Annotated in this window: 10 protein-coding genes, 1 pseudogene and 1 riboswitch; of the genes and pseudogenes, 2 read left to right on the top strand and 9 right to left on the bottom strand. The window is 59.8% G+C overall.

The window, feature by feature from the left end; all coding sequences use genetic code 11:
* Nucleotides 1-31: 31 nt before the first annotated feature.
* The 6 genes and pseudogenes from Enr13x_RS21480 to Enr13x_RS21455 form a co-directional block, all read right to left on the bottom strand.
* The gene (locus tag Enr13x_RS21480; protein ID WP_231743686.1) at nt 32-1,645 is read right to left on the bottom strand and encodes a prenyltransferase/squalene oxidase repeat-containing protein; all 1,614 of its coding nucleotides are present in this window, start codon (nt 1,643-1,645) and stop codon (nt 32-34) included.
* A gap of 376 nt (nt 1,646-2,021) precedes the next feature.
* Nucleotides 2,022-2,471 (bottom strand): hypothetical protein, encoded by a 450-nt coding sequence (locus tag Enr13x_RS21475; protein WP_231743685.1) that lies wholly within the window; start codon nt 2,469-2,471, stop codon nt 2,022-2,024.
* Nucleotides 2,472-2,742: 271 nt separating this feature from the next.
* A pseudogene (locus Enr13x_RS21470) lies at nt 2,743-3,886 on the bottom strand (transposase).
* Nucleotides 3,887-4,475: 589 nt separating this feature from the next.
* Nucleotides 4,476-5,180, bottom strand: coding sequence for a hypothetical protein (locus Enr13x_RS21465; RefSeq protein ID WP_145388949.1), 705 nt, complete (start codon nt 5,178-5,180; stop codon nt 4,476-4,478).
* Nucleotides 5,181-5,768: 588 nt separating this feature from the next.
* Entirely contained in the window at nt 5,769-8,042 is a 2,274-nt protein-coding gene (locus Enr13x_RS21460) for a serine/threonine protein kinase (RefSeq protein ID WP_231743684.1), read from the bottom strand.
* 2 nt (nt 8,043-8,044) lie between these two features.
* The gene (locus tag Enr13x_RS21455) at nt 8,045-8,680 is read right to left on the bottom strand and encodes a sigma-70 family RNA polymerase sigma factor (protein WP_231743683.1); all 636 of its coding nucleotides are present in this window, start codon (nt 8,678-8,680) and stop codon (nt 8,045-8,047) included.
* A gap of 596 nt (nt 8,681-9,276) precedes the next feature.
* Here Enr13x_RS21455 and Enr13x_RS39050 point away from each other — a divergent pair.
* Nucleotides 9,277-12,495: a PSD1 and planctomycete cytochrome C domain-containing protein gene (locus Enr13x_RS39050; protein ID WP_145388948.1), complete on the top strand. Its 3,219-nt coding sequence runs from the start codon at nt 9,277-9,279 to the stop codon at nt 12,493-12,495.
* A gap of 149 nt (nt 12,496-12,644) precedes the next feature.
* Nucleotides 12,645-14,099 carry a DUF1501 domain-containing protein gene (locus tag Enr13x_RS21445; RefSeq protein WP_145388947.1) on the top strand — a complete coding sequence of 485 codons (1,455 nt, stop codon included), beginning with the start codon at nt 12,645-12,647 and terminating at the stop codon, nt 14,097-14,099.
* Between the two features lie 44 nt (nt 14,100-14,143).
* Here Enr13x_RS21445 and Enr13x_RS21440 read toward each other — a convergent pair whose 3' ends face one another.
* The 3 genes from Enr13x_RS21440 to Enr13x_RS21430 form a co-directional block, all read right to left on the bottom strand.
* Nucleotides 14,144-15,004, bottom strand: a complete 861-nt coding sequence (locus Enr13x_RS21440; RefSeq protein WP_145388946.1) for a PEP-CTERM sorting domain-containing protein — start codon at nt 15,002-15,004, stop codon at nt 14,144-14,146.
* 218 nt (nt 15,005-15,222) lie between these two features.
* Nucleotides 15,223-15,457, bottom strand: a riboswitch (cobalamin riboswitch).
* 173 nt (nt 15,458-15,630) lie between these two features.
* Nucleotides 15,631-16,164, bottom strand: a complete 534-nt coding sequence (locus Enr13x_RS21435) for a hypothetical protein (RefSeq protein WP_145388945.1) — start codon at nt 16,162-16,164, stop codon at nt 15,631-15,633.
* Nucleotides 16,161-19,532 (bottom strand): efflux RND transporter permease subunit, encoded by a 3,372-nt coding sequence (locus tag Enr13x_RS21430; RefSeq protein ID WP_145388944.1) that lies wholly within the window; start codon nt 19,530-19,532, stop codon nt 16,161-16,163. Before Enr13x_RS21430 ends, Enr13x_RS21435 begins: the two co-directional genes overlap by 4 nt.
* Nucleotides 19,533-19,596: the final 64 nt, after the last annotated feature.

Raw genomic sequence — 19,596 nt, 5'->3', positions numbered from 1 at the left:
ACGCGTTCCGCGGCGCCGGGTGCGAAAGGTGTCACGGATCGAAATCTTCGTCGGGATCGTACAGTGGCATGTGTCGGTAGTAGACTTCCAGGCAATACACGGAGAAGCAGGTCGTGTAGAGACGCCCGGCATGGCGTCCCCAGGCGTCGTTTCGTGGCGACCAACTGCCTCGCTCGCGGCCGTGCAACACTTGCTGCGCCGGCAACTCGACTTTCAGTTTGTCGTTCCACTCAGTCCAATGTCGGCCACCGTAGTGATGCAAGGCTTGGGTGGCGTAGTACCAGTAGTAGACATCCGGCTCTCGGAAACTGATCGGGTGATTGATCGCCAAGGTTCCCAATCCTTGTGCCATGCCGGGCATGTTGCGATGCCATCCCATGTATTGTCGACATAGCAATCCTTCGGCGGTCATCGACGGCGACGCCACATCGCCGACGGTGTAGCAGTAACCGACGGCGTAATAATCGTTCTCTCGTCCGGCACGCACCGAATCCAGGTACCGCTGGACGTTGGGCCAAACGGCGGCGTCGACCTCCAACCCCCCGGCCTCGCCGCTCTTGAGCCCCATGACAAACCAGCCGGTCACCGAGGTGTCGCTGTCGATCCGTGGCTGGTAGCGCCAACCGCCTTGAGGCGACTGGGCGCGGACCGCGAAGTCACAGGAGCGTTGGGCGTAGGGGCGAATCCAGGAATCGCTGGTCATCGCGTACAGTTCGCACAAGGCGATCATCGCTTGCGCTTGCGCGTACATTTTTTCATGGGGCGCTGATTGGACGGCCATGAAACCCTGCCGGTCTTGCTGTTTGACCAACCAACGCACGGCCCGCAACAACTCTCTCCGATAGGGGCCGCCGCGGTGCGTGCTGCCGGACCCCATCAGCGCGATCATCGCCATCGCGGTGGCGCTTACCTTGTTCTCCGATCGGGCGCCATCGCTGTAGGGACCCCGTAGACTCCAACTTCCGTCGTCGAGTTGTTGTCGTTTCAACCACTGCAAACCCAGTTTCACCGCGTCCTCGGTCGCCTGGGTCCCACCGGCTTTTTTCAGCAGTTCTTGTTTCATTGCCCCGCTGCGACCGCCAAACATGTTCTTGGGAGACGGTGGCAATTTGACGATCGATGTTTCGACCGACCCTTCGCCTGTTTCCAAGACCGGCGCGAGAGACACCCATTCAACGGACGCGTCGAATTCGAGCGGATCGAGGTCCAGCTCCGATTCGTTCGGCGCTTCCGTCGGCAGCTCCTCCCACTCAATCGGTTCGATCGAAAACTCGGCCAACTCCGTCGTCTCGCGATCGTCTCCCTGCGTGATCGTCAGCACCATCTCGCCGATCTGGCCTGAAGAGGTGCTGATCAACGCCAGCAACAACAAAAGCAACAGGTGGATGAACAAACTAAACAGCCATGCCGGCATCTCTTCGAGGCGGCGTTTGATGGTTCGATAATGAAATCGACCATCCAATTGCTCCAGGTCCTCGTCCGGCGCCGCGTCGTGGACCAACGGAGGTGCCGGCTTGGCGACGGTCGGCGTGTCGCGTCGCCAACGAGTACGCAAGGAAGGCGTCCGAGGCCGCGCCACCGGTGGCATGATGACGGCGGGAGGCAGGGTCGGCGTGCCGAGGGTGGATTGGGAGGAGGCGTGCATCGAAGGTAGTCTGCCAAGTGAGATCGTGCGGACAAGAAGCAACGGTTGGTGTGTAGTCTTCAGGGACCGCCCAGCTTTAGGCGACCGTTTTCCCGGGTACGATGGCCCTTCCGGGCCGTCGTCCGGAGGGCTCGGCGCAACGCCTTCCAAAGGACGTTGTACGACGATCCGCTGATCCTTCCACTCGTTCGACAAGTTCGTTTGGATTCGTCGCGTTTCGCGTCTTAGCAACGCTCGGAAGATAAGTGGGATAGGCTTCCAGCCTGTCGACGCTGGAATGACAGGCTGGAAGCCTATCCCACGCGTTAGATCCGACACTTATTTTCCGTGCGTTGCTTACCTAAGTTGGGCGGTCCCTTTAGGCGATTCCCGGTCGCTACTTCGCGGCCATCGCAACTAGCGAGTACCGGTCGGAGGTATCCGTGCCGGTTTCGTTTTCGCGTTTCTCCACGAGCCGTGCGATCCGCTCGGCGCGTGCCGCCCGCTTGGCCTCCGCCCGCGCCAGACGCATCGGTCGGACACGCTCTTCGTAGGCGATTCGAGCCAGGCGTTGACGTTGGGCGTTTTGATACGCCATCGCGTAGATCTGGTTTTGGACCTGCGCCGAGTATTGCTGCGCCGCCAGCCCCAACGATTGCGGATAGTTCGACGCGAGCACGTTGGAGGTGTAGGGAAGGCTGGTATTCAAAGGCATCGCGCTGCCGGTCGACGGACCACCGCCCCGGCCTCCCCCACCGCTGCATTGGGCGACCACTTGTTCCGACGAACACATTGCCACCGAGACCAAGCCGGCGACCAAGAATCCCATCGTTTGTTTCCGAATCACGAGAACACCTCCGCGTGCACTGAACTGAGAAAAGATCGAGCCGTTTGCCGGCTCACTGATTCAGTAGGGAACGCGAACCCCAATTCGTCACAGAAATTTCTGCCGGCTACTTTCTGCGATCTCATCCGGGAGGTTCTTCCGCGAGTTTAGTGGGTGCTCTCGAATACTCGGGGAAGGTTTTTTGAGGGATGACTGCGATGTCCGATGGTTGTGTTCGGTAGGATGGCGAAGCCAGGTGAAGCGGAGGCGGGCTCTGCTCTCAAGGAACTTCCTACCCAGCTAGTTCATTGGGGACCACTCGCAGGTTGAGTGCAGCTGCCCGTTTCGCCAGGTTTTCCATTGCTCGCTTCTTGTATTGCTGTTCGTAATAGTCGTTGCCGACATCGACATATTCCCTCCCGTACTTCAGCATCCCATAAACTATTTTCGCGAGCTTGTGGGCCGTCGCCGTGATCGCTTTGGGTGAACCAAGACGGGAACGGATCCTGCGAAAGAACGCTCCTAAGGCGCAGTTTGATCGTGCCAGGGACGCGGCGGCTGTTCGAAGTGCGGCGGCGGCTCGGTTCGCACTTGTACGTGTTTTACCACTGAGCAATTTCCCACCTGTCTTCTTACTGCCCGGACATAGGCAAAGCCAAGAAGTGAAATGCTTCTCTGTTGCCCACCTACTCATGTCGGTACCGATTTCAGAAATCAGTGTGATTGCGGATTGACCGCTAATCCCATCAATGGTCGTCATGTCGACACCCAGCACCCGGTAGAGCTGATTGCGCATATCGAACCGGGGGCTATTGCTTCCAGCTTTAGGAGCCTTCAGCTTCGGCAGAATCTCACCGTCACTTCGGTCGGAAAATGTACCCAAATGTTCTTCAAGCTTGGAATCGACTTCCGACAGTTTGGAACCGTAAAAACGGTACAGTTCCAGAGCCTGTTTTAACGCAAATACATGTTCTTCACGCCAATTGCCTTCCAGAGCTTTCGCGATCGTCGACTCGTCATTTTTGCACCTTGGATCGCGAAGTTTTGCGAGTAGGTGAGGGTCTCGACTGCCCGCAACAATGGCATCCAAAATGGCAAGGCCAGTGGTGCCAGTGGTGCCGGTGATGTCCGAAATGACGTGATGGAGCTGGACATTCATTTCCATCATCGCCTTCTGCATCCGTTGGATATGCTCGCTCGCGTTGGCGACGAGCATGGCTCGTTGCCGCATGTAAGAACGCAGAACACAAATTGCCGCACTCTTCCAACCAATCTGCGAGCGACGCCAGATCGGATGTAAAGGTGCCGAAGCAGCGAACGTGTGATGAGTCGCGATCGGAGGGCACGGCAACATAGTGCTGGGTCGAACCAATATCGATGCCGGCAGCGTTCAAGTTGATTGTGTCAAGTGATTGTGGAACGGGTGCGTTGTCAATCGGAAACCCACCACGTGATCGACGCTTAGGTTTCCCAGAGGATTTCTTCTTGGCCATGGCGGAACTCCGAAAGGTGACTTCAACGGAAAAACGCGGCAGGCGCGGGAGTAGGGCTCTGTTATTCTCTCAAACGGGGTCAACGCCGTGAGGCGAGCCACCAATGTCATTTTCAAGCAAACTCCCGGGACCAGGCTGAGAAGCGGGCACGAAGCACCACGTAGAGAACGGCCTCCACGACCCGCCGCGTATCCGACATGATAATCCTCACACCCAGTTCCTCGGAATCATTTGGTCACTTGTGGCCTGCGGCGGCTGAGGAGCAACCCGCCAAGGAATCACCTGGTCTGCGATGCGCCGAAGGTGCCTCGAGCGCTCCGCCGGCCCCCGTGTCGGCGGAGGGTCGTTTGAACCGAGCGTTTGTCCTCGCTCTCCCCATTCGGACATCGCAGCAATGCCTCGAAAAACCTGGGGCCTGAGCGATTAGCCACTGAAATCCACGAAGAACCCATCCGGGATGAGTAGACGTGGGCAAACCGAAGCCCCCAAGTTCCTGAACCATCCCAAACAGAAGGATCGTTCACATGTTCCACTAGCGGATCATTGAGCTTTGGCGCCAGATGCGCGCGAGGAGGCGCGGCAGTGGCCTACTCCTCGATCGGTGGGCGATCTTGCCCGCGTCCTTCGGGTCCACGTCCATCGGGTCCACGTCCATCGGGTCCACGTCCATCGGGTCCACGTCCATCGGGTCCACGTCCATCGGGTCCACGTCCATCGGGTCCACGTCCATCGGGTCCACGTCCATCGGGTCCACGTCCATCGGGTCCACGTCCATCGGGTCCACGTCCATCGGGTCCACGTCCATCGGGTCCACGCCCATCGGGTCCACGTCCTTCGGGTCCACGTCCTTCGGGTCCACGCCCATCAGGTCCACGCCCATCGGGTCCACGCCCATCAGGTCCACGCCCATCAGGTCCACGTCCGTCGGGTCCACGTCCATCGGGTCCGCGTCCATCGGGTCCACGTCCATCGGGTCCACGTCCATCGGGTCCACGTCCATCGGGTCCACGTCCATCGGGTCCACGTCCATCGGGTCCGCGTCCATCGGGTCCACGTCCTTCGGGTCCACGTCCATCGGGTCCACGTCCTTCGGGTCCACGTCCTTCGGGTCCACGTCCATCGGGTCCACGTCCTTCGGGTCCACGTCCATCGGGTCCGCGTCCATCGGGGCGAGGACCTTCAGGACGTCGTGCGCCAGGGCCCTGTCGGACCGGACCGCCGACCCGAGGTCGTGCATCGGGAGCTTGCCGCATTCGCCGTTGTTGTTCGGCAGTCAAAATCTCAGCCAAGCGGCGATCTACTTTCGCTTGCAGCTTCGCGATCGCATCGCGTTGGACCTGCGATAATCCGAGGTGGGATTGAACGAACACCGGCAGGACTTGGCCGACTGGCGGTGCCGCGTTCCGCTCTGGTCCGCCTCGCATGCCGCCATCGCGAGGCGGACTGTGCGGGGAACTGTGTGGCGGACCGTCAGCTCGCTGATGTCGTTCCGGCCCGCGACCATCGGAGTCAGCGGGCGGCTGGGCGAGTGCGGAACCGGCGAGCAAGATTGCGGAGCCGGCAAAGAGGGTAGCAAGACGCGGTTTCATCATGTTTTCCGGTGTGAATGGGGTGTCGAACGGCGAACGCGTCTCCCGAGGAATTGAAAACGCGATCGAGCGGCGGAGCACGGTGCTGCGGTCCTAATCGAGTCCATGAACAGACCTTGTGTGCCCGCCCGCTGGAGCATCAGTTGCGATCCCGCGTCGCAACCGTCGTCGAAAAATCAAAGAAATTGTAGCGTTGCCCTACCAGCGATGGACAAAGCACTAGCGCAAAAAGGGCACTAGCGCTGGAAGGGGACTCCGATCAGGCGGTTCCAGGTTTGACGTTGTGCCGGCGTCAAAATCTTCAGGATCTCGTTGACGGTGTTTTGGGTCGCCGCCACGTGAGCCGGATCGCGCGGGGGCCCGCCACCAAAGTCACGAATCGGAGGCCCGTTGCCGCGGCCGAATCGCTCGCCCGGCCGATCTTCCGGCGGTCGACCCTTGTTGAATCGATTCGGCGGCCCGACATCGAATCCGCCCGGCGGCGGACCGCGACGCCCGTCGTCGCGAGAGCGTGGCGGTCGATCATCCCCTGGCTGGCCACCACGCGGCGGTCCGTCCCTGCGGTCGGGCCGCGTCTGTTCGATGATCCGATTGATCTCGGAGCGTTGTTGCCGCGTCAACCCGAGCGCCGCGACGATTTCGGATGTCTTGAACGTGAACGGCAAACTTCGCTGTCGGGCGATCTGCCGAAGCCGTGTCAATTGTTCGGCCGACAATTGCTGCGAGACGAACGCGTCGAATTCTTGCAACAGAAACGTCATCTCCGCACTTTCGTTGCTCAACCGGCCTGGCTGCTGATTCACTAACGATCGCCGTTCGGATTCCAAGACCGCGATTGCCACTTCCAGATTGGCCGCCGTCGTTTGATCAATCGACAATTCTTCTTGCACCGCGGGGTCGGCAAGTTGCATCAACGGAGCAACATTTTCCAGCACACGCAATTCCTGGACCATCGTTTCGACCCGCGCCGAGGTTGCGGCCAGTTCACTTTTCAGTGCCGGGTCGTCCGAGCGGAGGTCCAGAAAGTCACGGTAGAATTCGAGCGAGGTTTCCAGAAAGCTGCGTCGAAGGTCTTGCAAATCACCGCGGTAGGCGAGTTCGCTTTCGCTGAGATCACTGAACGTGTCGACGGCCGAACGGGCTTGTTGGAAACTCTGTTCGGCAAGTCGACGTTGCTCGGTTTCGCGGTCGAGTGCTTGGCGCGTCGCACGGTGTTCTCGCCAAACCACCAGCGTGGTGATCAACAGCGACAGCGTCGCGATGACCAGGATTCCGACGGCCGCGGCGACCAACCCGCTGTTGCGTCGTCGCCATTTCGTCAACCGCTCCAGCACCGTCGGCGGCTTGGCCTTGATCGGTTTGTCGTCCAACCAACATTGCAAATCATCGGCAAACTCCTGCATCGTCGCGTAGCGTTCGGCCGGCAACTTGGCGATCGATTTGCGAACGATGTTGTCCAATTCGGGCGGGATGTCGGGGGCAATCGATGCCGGCGAGGGTGGCTCGACTTCGACGACCCGGTTCAACAATTCGCGAAATCCGTCGCCCTCGATCGCCGGCCGCAGCGTCAGCAATTCATACAGTGTCACGCCCAACGAGTAGACGTCGGTGCGGTGATCCAAGATCGTGCGCTGACCGGAGGCCTGTTCCGGAGACGCATACCGCAGCGTGCCCATCGGGTCGCCGGTCCGCGTCAGGTTGCTGGGGTCGGACTCAATTTGTGCCAACCCGAAATCGGTCACCCAGACTTTGCCGGTGCCGTCGATCAGCAGGTTGCTGGGTTTGATGTCGCGATGGATCACGCCGTACTGGTGTGCGTGCTGGATGGCGATCGCCGCTTCAAACGTCATCCGGACGACCGACTCGAAGTATCGGCGGCGGCCGGATTGGCCGTCACCGGTCGCGAACGTCGCTGAGATTTGGGGGATCGTCGACGAGCGGAGGTCTTGCGCGGTGTCCCGGCCGCCACCGCGTTTTGCGCCCCGCATCTCTTCGATCACATCGGCCAACGTGTGCCCTTCGATCAATTGCATCGCGTAATAATGCAGCCCCCGATCGCTGCCGACCGCGTAGACCGGGACGATGTTCGTATGATGCAGCGCCGCGGCGGCATGCGCTTCGTTGCGGAAACGTTGCAACCGAACCTCGTCCAATCCGCTGGCAAACGGCAACACCTTTAGCGCCACGCGACGACCGAGCGACAATTGAATTGCATCGTAAACCACTCCCATGCCGCCGCGACCGAGTTCCCCGACGATTTGAAAGTCGCCGATCGGCTTGGCCGTGAACTCCGCGTCGGGCGAGACCGCCCCGAGCGGTTTTGCAGAGGCGGGGCCGGCCCGATGCACCAACGCCAACCCTTCCAGCGACGGACGCAGTTCCGAGGCGATCTCGGCATGTTCGGCCAAGTAGACATCGATCGGCGGAGCTTGGTCGGCGTCCAGCAAACGCATGTAGTCTTTCACCGCCGATACAACGCGGTCGTCTTCGGGTTCGTCCGTTGTGGTCACCGTCAAACCTCTCCCATCGTCGTCTTCAGTTTCGCCAGCCCCCGCACCCACAACTTTTCCACGCTGTCGACACTGCGTCCCATCGCCTTGGCCACGTCCGCAAATGGCAGCCCATCGACGTGCCGCAACACGATCACGCGCCGGTAATCCTCCGGCAGCGACTCGAGCGCCTCGGCGAGTTGCAAAAACGCTTCCTTGCGGGCGAAATGTTGGCTGGGCGACGTGATCTCGGCGGCAATGCGCGACTGCAGAAACCCCGACGCATTAGCCAAACTGGCGTTCAACTGTTGCTCCAGTCGCGGATCGCGTTTCTGTGTCCCCAAAAACTTGCGAACATGCATCGACAGCAGATTGGACAAGATGCCGCGCAGCCAGCCGGCGAATTCTTCCGCCGTCTGGCCTTGAAAGTCCGCGATGTTTCCGTGGGCGGCCAAACACACCTCTTGAGCGATGTCCGACGGGTCGGCTTTGCCCTGCAAGTGATGGTGCAGCCCGGTTCGAGCCATGAACACCAGATAGTTTCGGTAACTGTTAAGCAATTCACCGAGCGCTTCGCTGTCGCCGGCCTGCGCCGCAGCGATCAACCGGGTCGTGCCTTGCTGCGGTGCATCGAGCTTGATGCGATCGTCGTTCGTCAAAGGTTCGCTCGGGCGGTCATGGAAACGTTTCAATCATACCGGTTGCGGTCACAAGCCAAAACCGTCACCTAGAAAGAACGATTCTAGTGCTTTGTCAGCCACCGTTGGTGTTTAGCCTTTAGGCGATTCCCTTTCGCTGCGACGCAGCGAAAGGGGCGGCGAAAGAGACCGTCCAGCTTTAGGCGATCGCTTTTCGGATGTACGATGGCCCTTCCGGGCCGTCGCCCGTGGGGCTCTGCGCGACGACCTAGAAAGGACGTCGTACACCCCTCCGCCGACCACCTCTCTCCCATTCGGTCAGATCATTCAAATTTGTCGCGTTTCGCGCTAGCCCTAAGCTGGACGGTCTCTAAAGTCTGCACACCAACGCTTATCCCCGTACCATTCGGGGCAGGATTCATTTGCCGCCGATCCGTGCCGCGACGCATTGCAAGCATCGCAGATGCAACGACCGGCGGATTGCGGTTAGAATGGTCACTTGCCCCCTCCGCGACTCCGCTTGATCCCCCACCAAACGCCGGCAGCGAGAAGAACCAGACGTGCGACCATCGTCCGGTAGGAAACCGATGCAGAAAATTCTTCTTCCAATTGCTCTGATGCTCTTTCCCTCCACCGCGACCCTGGCGTCTGAGGTGGATTTTGTCCGCGACGTGCAACCGATTTTTCAACAGCACTGCGTCTCCTGCCACGGCGCGGAGAACCAGAAAAGCGGGTTGCGGCTGGACATCAAGTCCGAAGCGTTCGAGGGTGGCGATGGCTGGGGACCAAGCCTGATCGTGGGGCAGGCGGACGAGAGCCCACTGATCGAGTTGGTCACCAGTGAAGACGAAGGGTCACGGATGCCGCCGGAAGGCGAACCGCTTTCGGCAACCGAGATTCGAACGCTGACGCGATGGGTTGACGAAGGCGCCCGCTGGCCGGACGGGGTTGATCTGGCGGAACTGGAAGACCGAATGGATCACTGGTCGTTTCAACCGATGGCCTCGCCGCCGATCCCCGACGTCAAACGCATCCGGTGGCCACGCGGTGCGATCGATCGCTTTATCCTGGCGCGACTGGAACAAGATGGGCTGACGCCTGTCGACGAGGCAGACCCCGTGACCTGGCTCCGCCGCACCACGTTTGATTTGACCGGTCTTCCTCCGACGCCGCAGCAAGTGGGCGAGTTTCTGGAACAGATCGAGCACGGTGATGCGGCCTACACCGCCGTCGTCGACCGCTTGCTCAAATCACCCCGATACGGCGAACGTTGGGCACAACATTGGTTGGACGTCGTCCGTTACGCCGATACTCATGGGTTCGAGGTGAACACCGAACGACCCCATGCGTGGCCCTATCGTGACTACGTCGTTGCGGCAATGAATGCCGACACCCCCTACGATCGTTTCATCAAGGAACAAATCGTGGGCGATGCATTGGGTGCCGACGCGGCAACGGGTTTTCTGATCACGGCTTCGGTTTTGTTGCCGGGTCAGATCGGCAAGGACGCACCGTCGATACGGCTGGCACGTCAGGATGCGCTGGACGAAATCGTCAACAATGTTTCACAGACCTTTCTCGGGCTGAGCGTCGGGTGTGCGCGATGTCATGATCACAAATTCGATCCCATCTCCGCGAAGGACTACTACAGCATGCAGGCGTTCGTCGCGGGCGTCGAGTACGCCGACCGCGAGATGCGTTCGCCGGAATCCGATGCACTGAAACGAGACGCAAAAGGGATGCGCCGACGGGTTTCCGAAATCGACGAGCAACTGCTCCGATTCGTCCCCCTGGCGCATCCGCGTGTCGATCGCGATCTGGAAACCTACCTCACCAACGCCGCTGAAAACACGGAAACCTTTCAATCGCTGACGGCGAAGTATGTTCGGTTTACGATTCATGACGCCAATCGCCACCCGAGTCTCGGTTTGATCGAGCCGTGTGTGGACGAATTCCAGATCTTCACCGACGGTGCCGACCCGCAAAACGTCGCCATCGCCTCGCACGGAACGAAGGTCACCGCGTCGGGCAGCAGAACGTCGGCCAACCACAAACTGGAACACGTCCACGATGGTCAATTCGGCAATGCTCGAAGCTGGATGTCCGACGAGAAGGGACGCGGCTGGTTGATGTTCGAACTTCCCCAGCCCACTCGGATCGCCAAGATCGTGTGGAGCCGCGATCGCAAGCAGCAGTACACCGACCGGCTCGCCACCGCCTACACGATCGAAGCGGGACCGTCGATCGAAGCCATGAAGACGCTGAAGCACGTTCCGCCACAACGCGCCGCCGTCTCTCCGTCGATCAACGTGGATCGGTTTGCGCCGGTGCGAGCAAAACGGTTGCGTTTTACCGTACTTGCGACCAACAATCTGGAACCGTGTCTCGACGAACTGGAAGTGTTCAATGCCGCCGGCCAAAACATTGCCTTGGCAGACACAGGGACCAAACTCACCACATCCAGCGATACGATCGTCGCCGACCGTCACGAGCCGGGATTCATCCACGACGGCCGCTACGGAAACTCGCGCAGTTGGATGTCCGGACAGACCGGTGCCGGCTGGGTCGAACTGGAATTTGCCGAAGCTCAGGAGATCGTGCGAGTCGCGTGGAGCCGCGATCGTTTAGGTAAGTTCCAGGATCGTTTGCCGACCGAGTACCGCATTGAAACAACGGCCGATCAAGATTGGCAGCTGGTCGCCGATTCCAGCGACCGTCGCGCCGCAGACGTCGACACCCCATCGGACCGGCAACTCTCGACGGTGGGCTTGAATGCCGAAGATGCGCAGCAAGCGAATCGCTTGATGAAGGAGAAGCGAACGCTGGAAGCAAAGATTAAAACGGCCGAACGAGGAAAACTGGCGTTCGCGGGCAAGTTCCGCAAACCCGACGCCATCGCCCGACTCAATCGCGGCGATCCCGAACAACCGCGAGAGCCGGTGGTCCCCGCCGTTCTGAGTGCTCTCGGAGAATTGGCGCTGCCGGCTGAGACCGCCGAACAAGAGCGCCGCCGAGCCCTGGCGGACTGGATTGCCAGCCCACAAAATCGTCTCACGGCACGGGTGATGGTCAATCGGATCTGGCAATGGCACTTTGGCACCGGGCTGGTCGACACGCCAAACGACTTTGGCCGCAACGGGTCCCAGCCATCGCACCCCCAATTGTTGGATTGGTTGGCCCAGGAGTTCATCCGATCGGGTTGGTCAATCAAACACATGCATCGTCTGATCGTGTTGTCGGCAACCTACCGCCAATCCACTCAATCCGATGCAGCGGCGGCGGCCAAGGACACCGACGTGCGACTGTTGTGGCGCTATCCGTCGCGACGATTGGAGGCCGAAGCGATCCGCGACGGCATGCTCGCCGCCAGCGGTCAGTTGAACCTTAAAATGGGAGGCCGTGGATTCAACTTGTTCAACAAGCGTGGCGGGTTGTCGGGGTTCACGCCCGTTGAATCATTTACGGGCGATGGCCTGCGGCGGATGATCTATGCCCACAAGGTGCGACGTGAGCGGGACGCAGTTTTCGGTGCGTTCGACTGTCCCGACGCGGGGCAAAGCACCGCGCGACGGATCGAATCCACGACGCCGATCCAAGCACTCAACCTGCTGAACAGTCGCTTCACCATCGATCAAGCCGCTGCGTTTGCGGCCCGATTGCAAACCGAAGCGGGCGAGGACCTCCGTCAACAGATCCAACTCGCGTACCAGATCGGATTCAATCGTGAGCCGGATCGCGGTGAAATGGCCGAAGCGCTGCCGGTCGTTCGCGAGTATGGTTTGCAGACACTTTGCCGAGCAATGTTCAACAGCAATGAGTTTTTATTCTTCCCTTAGTATCGAGCGAAACACCAGTGGGATAGGCTTCCAGCCTGTCGGACCGAGCATTCGCAAGCTGGAAGCTTACGCCACTCGTCGGACCGAGCATTCGCAAGCTGGAAGCTTACGCCACTGGTCGAACCACGCACTCGCCGGACCGCCACCAGATGAAACCCCTCTCCCCTATCGGACGCCAATTTCTCAGTCGACGCGGGTTCCTGACCAGTTCCGCGACCGGACTGGGATCGATCGCGCTGCTCGATCTGCTTTCCCAAGACCGTTTGCTGGCCGCACAGCCGACGATCGATCCGGCCCGGCCCTTCGCGCCGCGGGAAAGTCACTTTCCCGGCAAGGCAAAGCGTGTCGTCGTGATCTTTTGTGCCGGTGCGGTCAGCCAGTTGGAGACCTGGGACTACAAACCCGAACTGATCCAGTTCGACGGTCAGCCGCTCAAGGACGGCCCGGCGGTCACGTTTCAGGGACCGGCCGGGAACCTGGCCCGTCCGCAATACAACTTTCGTCAACGCGGCGAAACGGGTAAGTGGGTCAGCGACATGATTCCGCATCTGGCGGAATTGACCGATGACATCGCCTTCATTCACTCGCTGACCAGCAAGAGCAACACGCACGGACCGGCGGAGAACTTTCTTTCCACCGGAACTCCGTTGGATGGTTTCCCCAGCGTCGGCTCTTGGGCCAGCTACGCCCTGGGCAGTGAAAATCAAGACCTGCCGGCGTACGTGGCCATCCCGGATCCCCGCGGTGTGCCACAAAACGGGTCCAACAATTGGGGACCGGGGTTTCTGCCAGCAGCGTTCCAAGGCACACCGCTCAGTTCCAAGGAACCGATTCGACATCTTAGCCCGCCGATCGTCTCTTCCGACGCCGATCGTGCCACCCGTTCGTTGCTGCAGCGGATGAACGCTCGGCATTTGGAACAACATCCCGGCGATAACAAGCTGGCGGCCCGGATCGCCAGCTACGAACTGGCCGCGCGGATGCAATTGAGCGTCCCGGAGGTCACCGATTTGAATTCCGAACCGGCCCACGTTTTGAAGAGTTATGGGGCCGACGACGAATCGAATCCGATCCGAGCCGCGTTCGCCCGCAACTGCATCCTCGCCCGACGGTTGATCGAGAGCGGCGTCCGATTCGTCCAGTTGTTTAATGGTGCTTATGCCAGCGGCGGAGAACTCAACTGGGACGGGCACAACAAGCTGAAAGAACAATACGACAAACACGCCGCCATCCTGGACCAGCCGACCGCGGCACTGATCAAGGACATGAAGTCACGCGGTTTATTGGAAGACACGTTGGTGGTGTGGTGCACCGAGTTCGGTCGCATGCCGTTTTTCCAAAAAGGCGCGAAGGGCCGCGATCACAACCCCGACGGATTCACCTGCTGGATGACCGGCGCGGGAATCAAGCCGGGTGTCAGCCACGGGATGACGGATGAACTGGGACAAAAAGCGGTCCAGGACATTCATCCGCTGTATGACTTCAACGCCACGATTTTGCATCTGCTGGGTCTCGATCACGAGCGGTTGACGTTCGAACACAACGGCATCGAACGCCGTTTGACAAACGTCGAAGGCCATGTCATCGGAGAGGTGTTGGCGTAGGCGAATCAACGGCGTTCATTGAACGCAACGATGTTTTCCGCACGTTACGGACGCCGTCGGCGGCGCAACGAACCGACACCGGCAACCAAACCCAGCAGCGCCAGCCCGCCGGGTTCGGGCACGGCGGTGATGTTCAACACGCCTACGCCAATCCCTTCGCCGAGTCGAAAGTCAAATCCCCCCGACCCGGACGTGATCCAGTTGTCGACAATCGGATTTCCCTGGCTGTCGGTGAACGACCCATCGCCGGGGATATCGAACAGACGCACATAGCGAATGTTGTTCAGATCAAGCAGCCCACTGGTGACCAGCGGATCGGCGCTGAGATCGTCTAGGTCGAACGGAGTCCCGAAACCGGCCGCGTGCTTGCCGGCAAGGTTATAAACGTTGGTCACGTCGAAGGGAGAAAAGTTGGTTCCGAAACCGCCCGGCAATGGGCCTTCGTTCAAACTGATGCTGGGGAAACGAGCGAAATCGGTCCCATTGGTTGACACATCGACGTAGGCAAACTCGGCAAACAGCCCCGGTGTCCCTTCGGTGTTCTGGCCGAACACGAACCCATTTTCGAACACGGCAAAATCGTGGCCGGCCCCGTTTCCGATCCCCGTCGAGAACGAAACGGTCAAGAAACCCGGTGAAACCCCGGCGGCGATCTCCGTCGCGTCGAGATCCCCCAGGCTGTTGAAGCCGCCCGTCTGATTGATCGACGTGCTGCCGCGCGGGCCAAACATCGTCCGCGTCGAATCGATCACGTCGGCCCACGCGACGAGTCTACCATCATCCGCCGCGATCGCACCGTCGATCGCGTGGGTGGTGTCGGTCGGACCCGAGTAAATCTCGGCAAACAGTGGCGAGGCGGCACTCGTAAACAAGACGGCGCCGGACAAAATGAAATGGCGAAACATGCAAGAAAACTCCTTCGTGAATCCATTCCACAGCACCAACGCATCCGGGAAGGCGCGCATCTCGATCGCGATCCACTCGTCGCGGTCAACGACTCAGTAGGGGACGGGCGAGCAACGCCGGCGCAGAAACGTGTTCGTACGGTGTGTGAACGGGTTGAAATCAAGCCAATGCGCGATGACCTCGCGCACCGCAACGTCTGCCTCAATCCAGGAAGGCACCCAAACGTCTTCGCGAGGTAGGTCTTCTGACTCGCCACCGTTTCCCATCGCTCACGGCCTTCTCGTTCACATGTTTTGCGAACAATGGCTCTTTCTAAGACAGAAGCGATGGATGCGATCCAAATGGAATCGCGGGTGGCACACAGCGGCCGGACCGTCCCGGAATTTCACCGGAGTTCCCTGTTCACCCGCCCGGCTGAAACCCGGCGAGTCACCTCGAACGGGCCGTAGAATAGAAAAGGTTCTCGTGCTGTCAACACACCCGGATTGGGATCCAACGGAAAATGAGACTTTGGGCAATTCACTGTCGCTGCGACGCAGCGACAGTGGCGGCCAAAGCCTGCACACCAACATTCTTGTCCGTCCCATTCGGGCTACGCACCCTCCGCTTAAAAGTTGACGGTGATTTAGTGATCGTGATCGTGATCATGCTCGTGCGCAACATTGCCCGTGTACGACTTTCCTTCGATCTCGATCACCACCGCACCTTCGGCACCGGCATCGAGCCATTGGTCCAGTTTTTCATCGGCCGATGTAAATCGGGATGATTGTTCGGGCGGATCGTTCGCGTCGGGATTGGCCGACAAATCGAATGAAGCGACTTGGCCATCGCGTTTCAGACTGACGACCAGTTTGGCGGCCGCAATGGGAACCGGCTTCGTCGCGGAGGAATCCAGGACGTACATCGAGACCCCGTCGGCACCATGGACCAGCTCGGCATGAAAGGCTTCTTTGCCGAGTTCCACGAGATCGCCCCCGTGTGGGCCGTGCTCGGGATGTCCGTGGTCATCGTGGGTGTCAGTCGACGCGTCGGATTCGGTGTTTGCGGATTCGGTGTTCGGATTATCGGTCGCGGAGTTCGCCGGGTTCGTCGAGGGATTGCATCCGGCTAACACGACGGCCAATGCGACCACGGAAATGCAAGTGAAGGTGATTTTCATCGGGTTCTCTCAAGGGGTGAGGGGGATTTATCATCGGTGGATGTCGCCACAACGTGTGACGATCTGTCTTTCAAAATTTGTCGGCCGGCACCAAGACCGATGGTCCAGAACAGCGCCGGGCGGACAAAGAACTCCGCCAACGTGCTGGTCAGCAATCCGCCGACGATCACGGTGGCGATCGGGTACAGGATCTCTTTGCCGGGTTCGCCCGCGGCCAACGCCAACGGCAGCAACCCGATGCCACTGGTCAGCGCCGTCATCAGCACCGGCGCCATCCGCTCTTGGCCGGCCCGCGTGACCATTTCTGGCGTCCAAGATTCGCCTTCGTGCTCGACCAGATGCAGATAGTGATTCAGCAATAAAATGCCATTGCGGCTGGCGATCCCACACAGCGAGATGAAACCGACCATCGCAGCGACGGTCAGGTTTTGGTCGGTCAGAACCAGCGCGGCGACCGCCCCGATGAATGCGGTCGGCAGGGCAACCAGGACCTGCAACGAGAAGTTCACGTTGCCGAACAAGGTGTACAGCACCAGAAACATGCCGACCAGCGCGACGACCGACAGCAAGGCCAATCGTCGGGATGCGGATTGCTGACTTTCAAACTGTCCGCCGTATTCGATGAAGTAACCCGGTTCCAATTCCATCTCGGCCAACGCCGTCTTGATGTCGTTGACGACGTCGACGACACCTCGCTGGGACACGTTGGCTTGCAACACGATGCGTCGACGGACCTGTTCGCGTTTGATCATGTTGGGGCCGCCACTTTCGTAGATCCGTGCGACCGACTCGAGCGGCACCATCCCACCGTCCGGCAACGGGATGACCAGCCGCTTCAATTTCGTGACGTCTTCTCGAAACGGTTCGTCCAGCCGAACGAGTAGATCAAACGTGCGTTGACCGAGCAGCACCTGGCTGACGACTTCTCCGTTCATCGCGGTCTGGACGATTTCCATCACATGCGCCGGGCGCAGACCGTTTTGCGTCAACGCCCTACGATTGAGTTCGATCCGCAATTGCGGGATATTGGTTTGCTGTTCGATCAAGACGTCCGCCAGCCCCTCGACGCCGGCAATCCGCTGTTTCATTTCCTCGGCTTTCTTCCGCAGCACGTCTAAATCGTCACCGTAGAGTTTGATCCCGATCTGAGCTTTGACGCCCGAGATCATGTGGCTGATCAAGTGCGCGAGCGGTTGTTCGGTGCTGGAAACGACTCCGGGAATTTCATCCATGGCTTGTCGAATCTCGGTGATCGTCTCTTCGCGATCCGCCTCGTCGGCGATTTCCAAAAACAACTCGGTGACGTTGACGCCCTCGGCATGTTCGTCCAGCTCCGCTCGTCCGGTTCGCCGAGCGATCGATTGGACGTTGTCAATTTGCATCAATCGTTGTTGAACCGACTGGCCGATCTTGTTGCTGGTGGCCAACGACGTGCCGGGGGCGAGCAACGCGTTGACCTGCACCGAGCCTTCATTGAAGGGAGGTAAGAAATCACGTTCCAATTGGGATGCTGCGATCAGTGCAAAAGCGACCAACACCGCGGCGATCGCCAAGACCGGCCCGGACATGCGCGTGCTCAGGTTGATCGCCAATCCGGCGATCCCCTTCAACCCTTCCAGCAACCGACCTTCCTCCGCGGTTTCTCCGCCCAGCCACATTTCCAGCGTCTCAATCCCGATCAAAATGACCGGCGTCAATCCGATCGACCACCAAAGCGGATCGCCTGGCAACTCCAGCGGCAGCGACAACAGATCCACCGCTCGGGGCAGCACCCAGTACACGATCAAGGCCGCGATGCCCAGCGACAACACCGGTAAAACCAATCGCCACACCCGCCGACCGACCAGCAGCAGTGACGCCAGAACCGGGGTCACGGTCAACGAGACGGCCAGGGACACAACCAGCGAGACCACGTAGCCCATCGCCAGCGGCACAAACAGCTTGCCTTCCATGCCTTCGAGTGCAAACAGCGGAATGAAAACCAGCACGACGATGGCCGTGCCGTACACGACGCTGCTGCGGACTTCGATGCTGGCTTCGTAAACGACCTTCAGGATTGGCCGAGGATTGACCGCGTTTCGGTTTTCCTTCAGCCGGCGAAAGATGTTTTCGACATCGACGATCGCATCATCAACCAATTCACCGATCGCGACAGCCAAACCGCCCAGCGTCATCGTGTTGATCGACAATCCGAACGCGGCGAAGACGCAGGCGGTGGCAATGATGGACAGCGGGATGGCCGTCAGTGTGATGAAGGTGGTACGGAAATTGAGCAGAAACAAGAACAGGATCACCAACACCAGCACTCCGCCGTCGGCCAGCGCCTCGACGACGTTTTCGATCGCCCGATCGATGAAGGATCGTTGCGAATAGACGTTGGCAATACGGATGTCGTCCGGCAGCGCGATCTTCAGTTCCTCCAAGGCTTGCTCGATCGCCCGGTCGACCGCACGCGTATCGCTTCCGGGTTGCTTGTTGACGGTCAGCACCACGGCCGGGCCGCCTTGGATGGCTCCGTCCCCGTCACGGATGTAGGCCGATGAATCGCCGCGCATTTCTTGGACGCCCTCGACGACACGGGCGACGTCGCCGAGCGTGATCGCGCGACCTTCCCGCAACGTGATGGCGATTCCCCGTAACTCGTCCAAACTTGTGATTCGTCCCAAGCCGCGGACGAGCAACTCGTTGGCACCGCGTTCGTCTAAATAGCCGCCGGTCGCGTTCAGATTCGATTCGGCCACGGCGGTGTGCACATCGTGCATCGTCAGGTCAAACGAACGCAGCGCGTCCGGGTCGACCAGCACCTGGTACTGCATCCGGCCGCCGCCCATCGTGAACACTTGGGAAACCCCCGGGATGGTCAACAGGCGTTGGCGGACCACCCAATCGGCCAGCGTTCGCACTTCCATCGGCGGCGTCTGGCCTGCTTCGCTCCACATCCCGTACATCAGGATCTGTCCCATGATGGACGAAATCGGCGCCAGGGTCGGCTTGACGCCGTCGGGCAGTTGATCGGTCGCCAGCTGCAACCGTTCGGTGACCACCTGTCGATCGTTGTAGATGTCGGTGTTCCAGTCGAATTCGACGTAGATGACCGACAGACCGATGCCGCTGCTGCTACGGACCGCTTCGACACCGCTGGCCCCATTGAACGCGGTTTCCAGCGGAAACGTGATCAACGCTTCGACTTCTTCGGGAGCCATGCCGGGGGCTTCGGTAATCACCACCACCCGCGGACGGTTCAAGTTGGGAAAGACGTCGATCGGCAACCGCGTGGTTTGATAGCCGCCGACGAGCAGCAACATCGCGGCCACGGCCAGCACGATCAGCCGATTGTTGAGCGAAAAGGAGATGATTTTGTCTAACATGGTCGCAGAGCGGTCGATTTCCGTTTCCGGAGCAAAGGGGACATTGGAGCGCGAGGGGGGCTTT

Origin of the sequence: Stieleria neptunia (assembly GCF_007754155.1) — a bacterium.
Classification (GTDB): Bacteria; Planctomycetota; Planctomycetia; order Pirellulales; family Pirellulaceae; genus Stieleria; species Stieleria neptunia.
The sequence above is the reverse complement of the archived record's forward strand: the minus strand, read 5'-3'. Positions and strand labels throughout refer to the sequence as shown.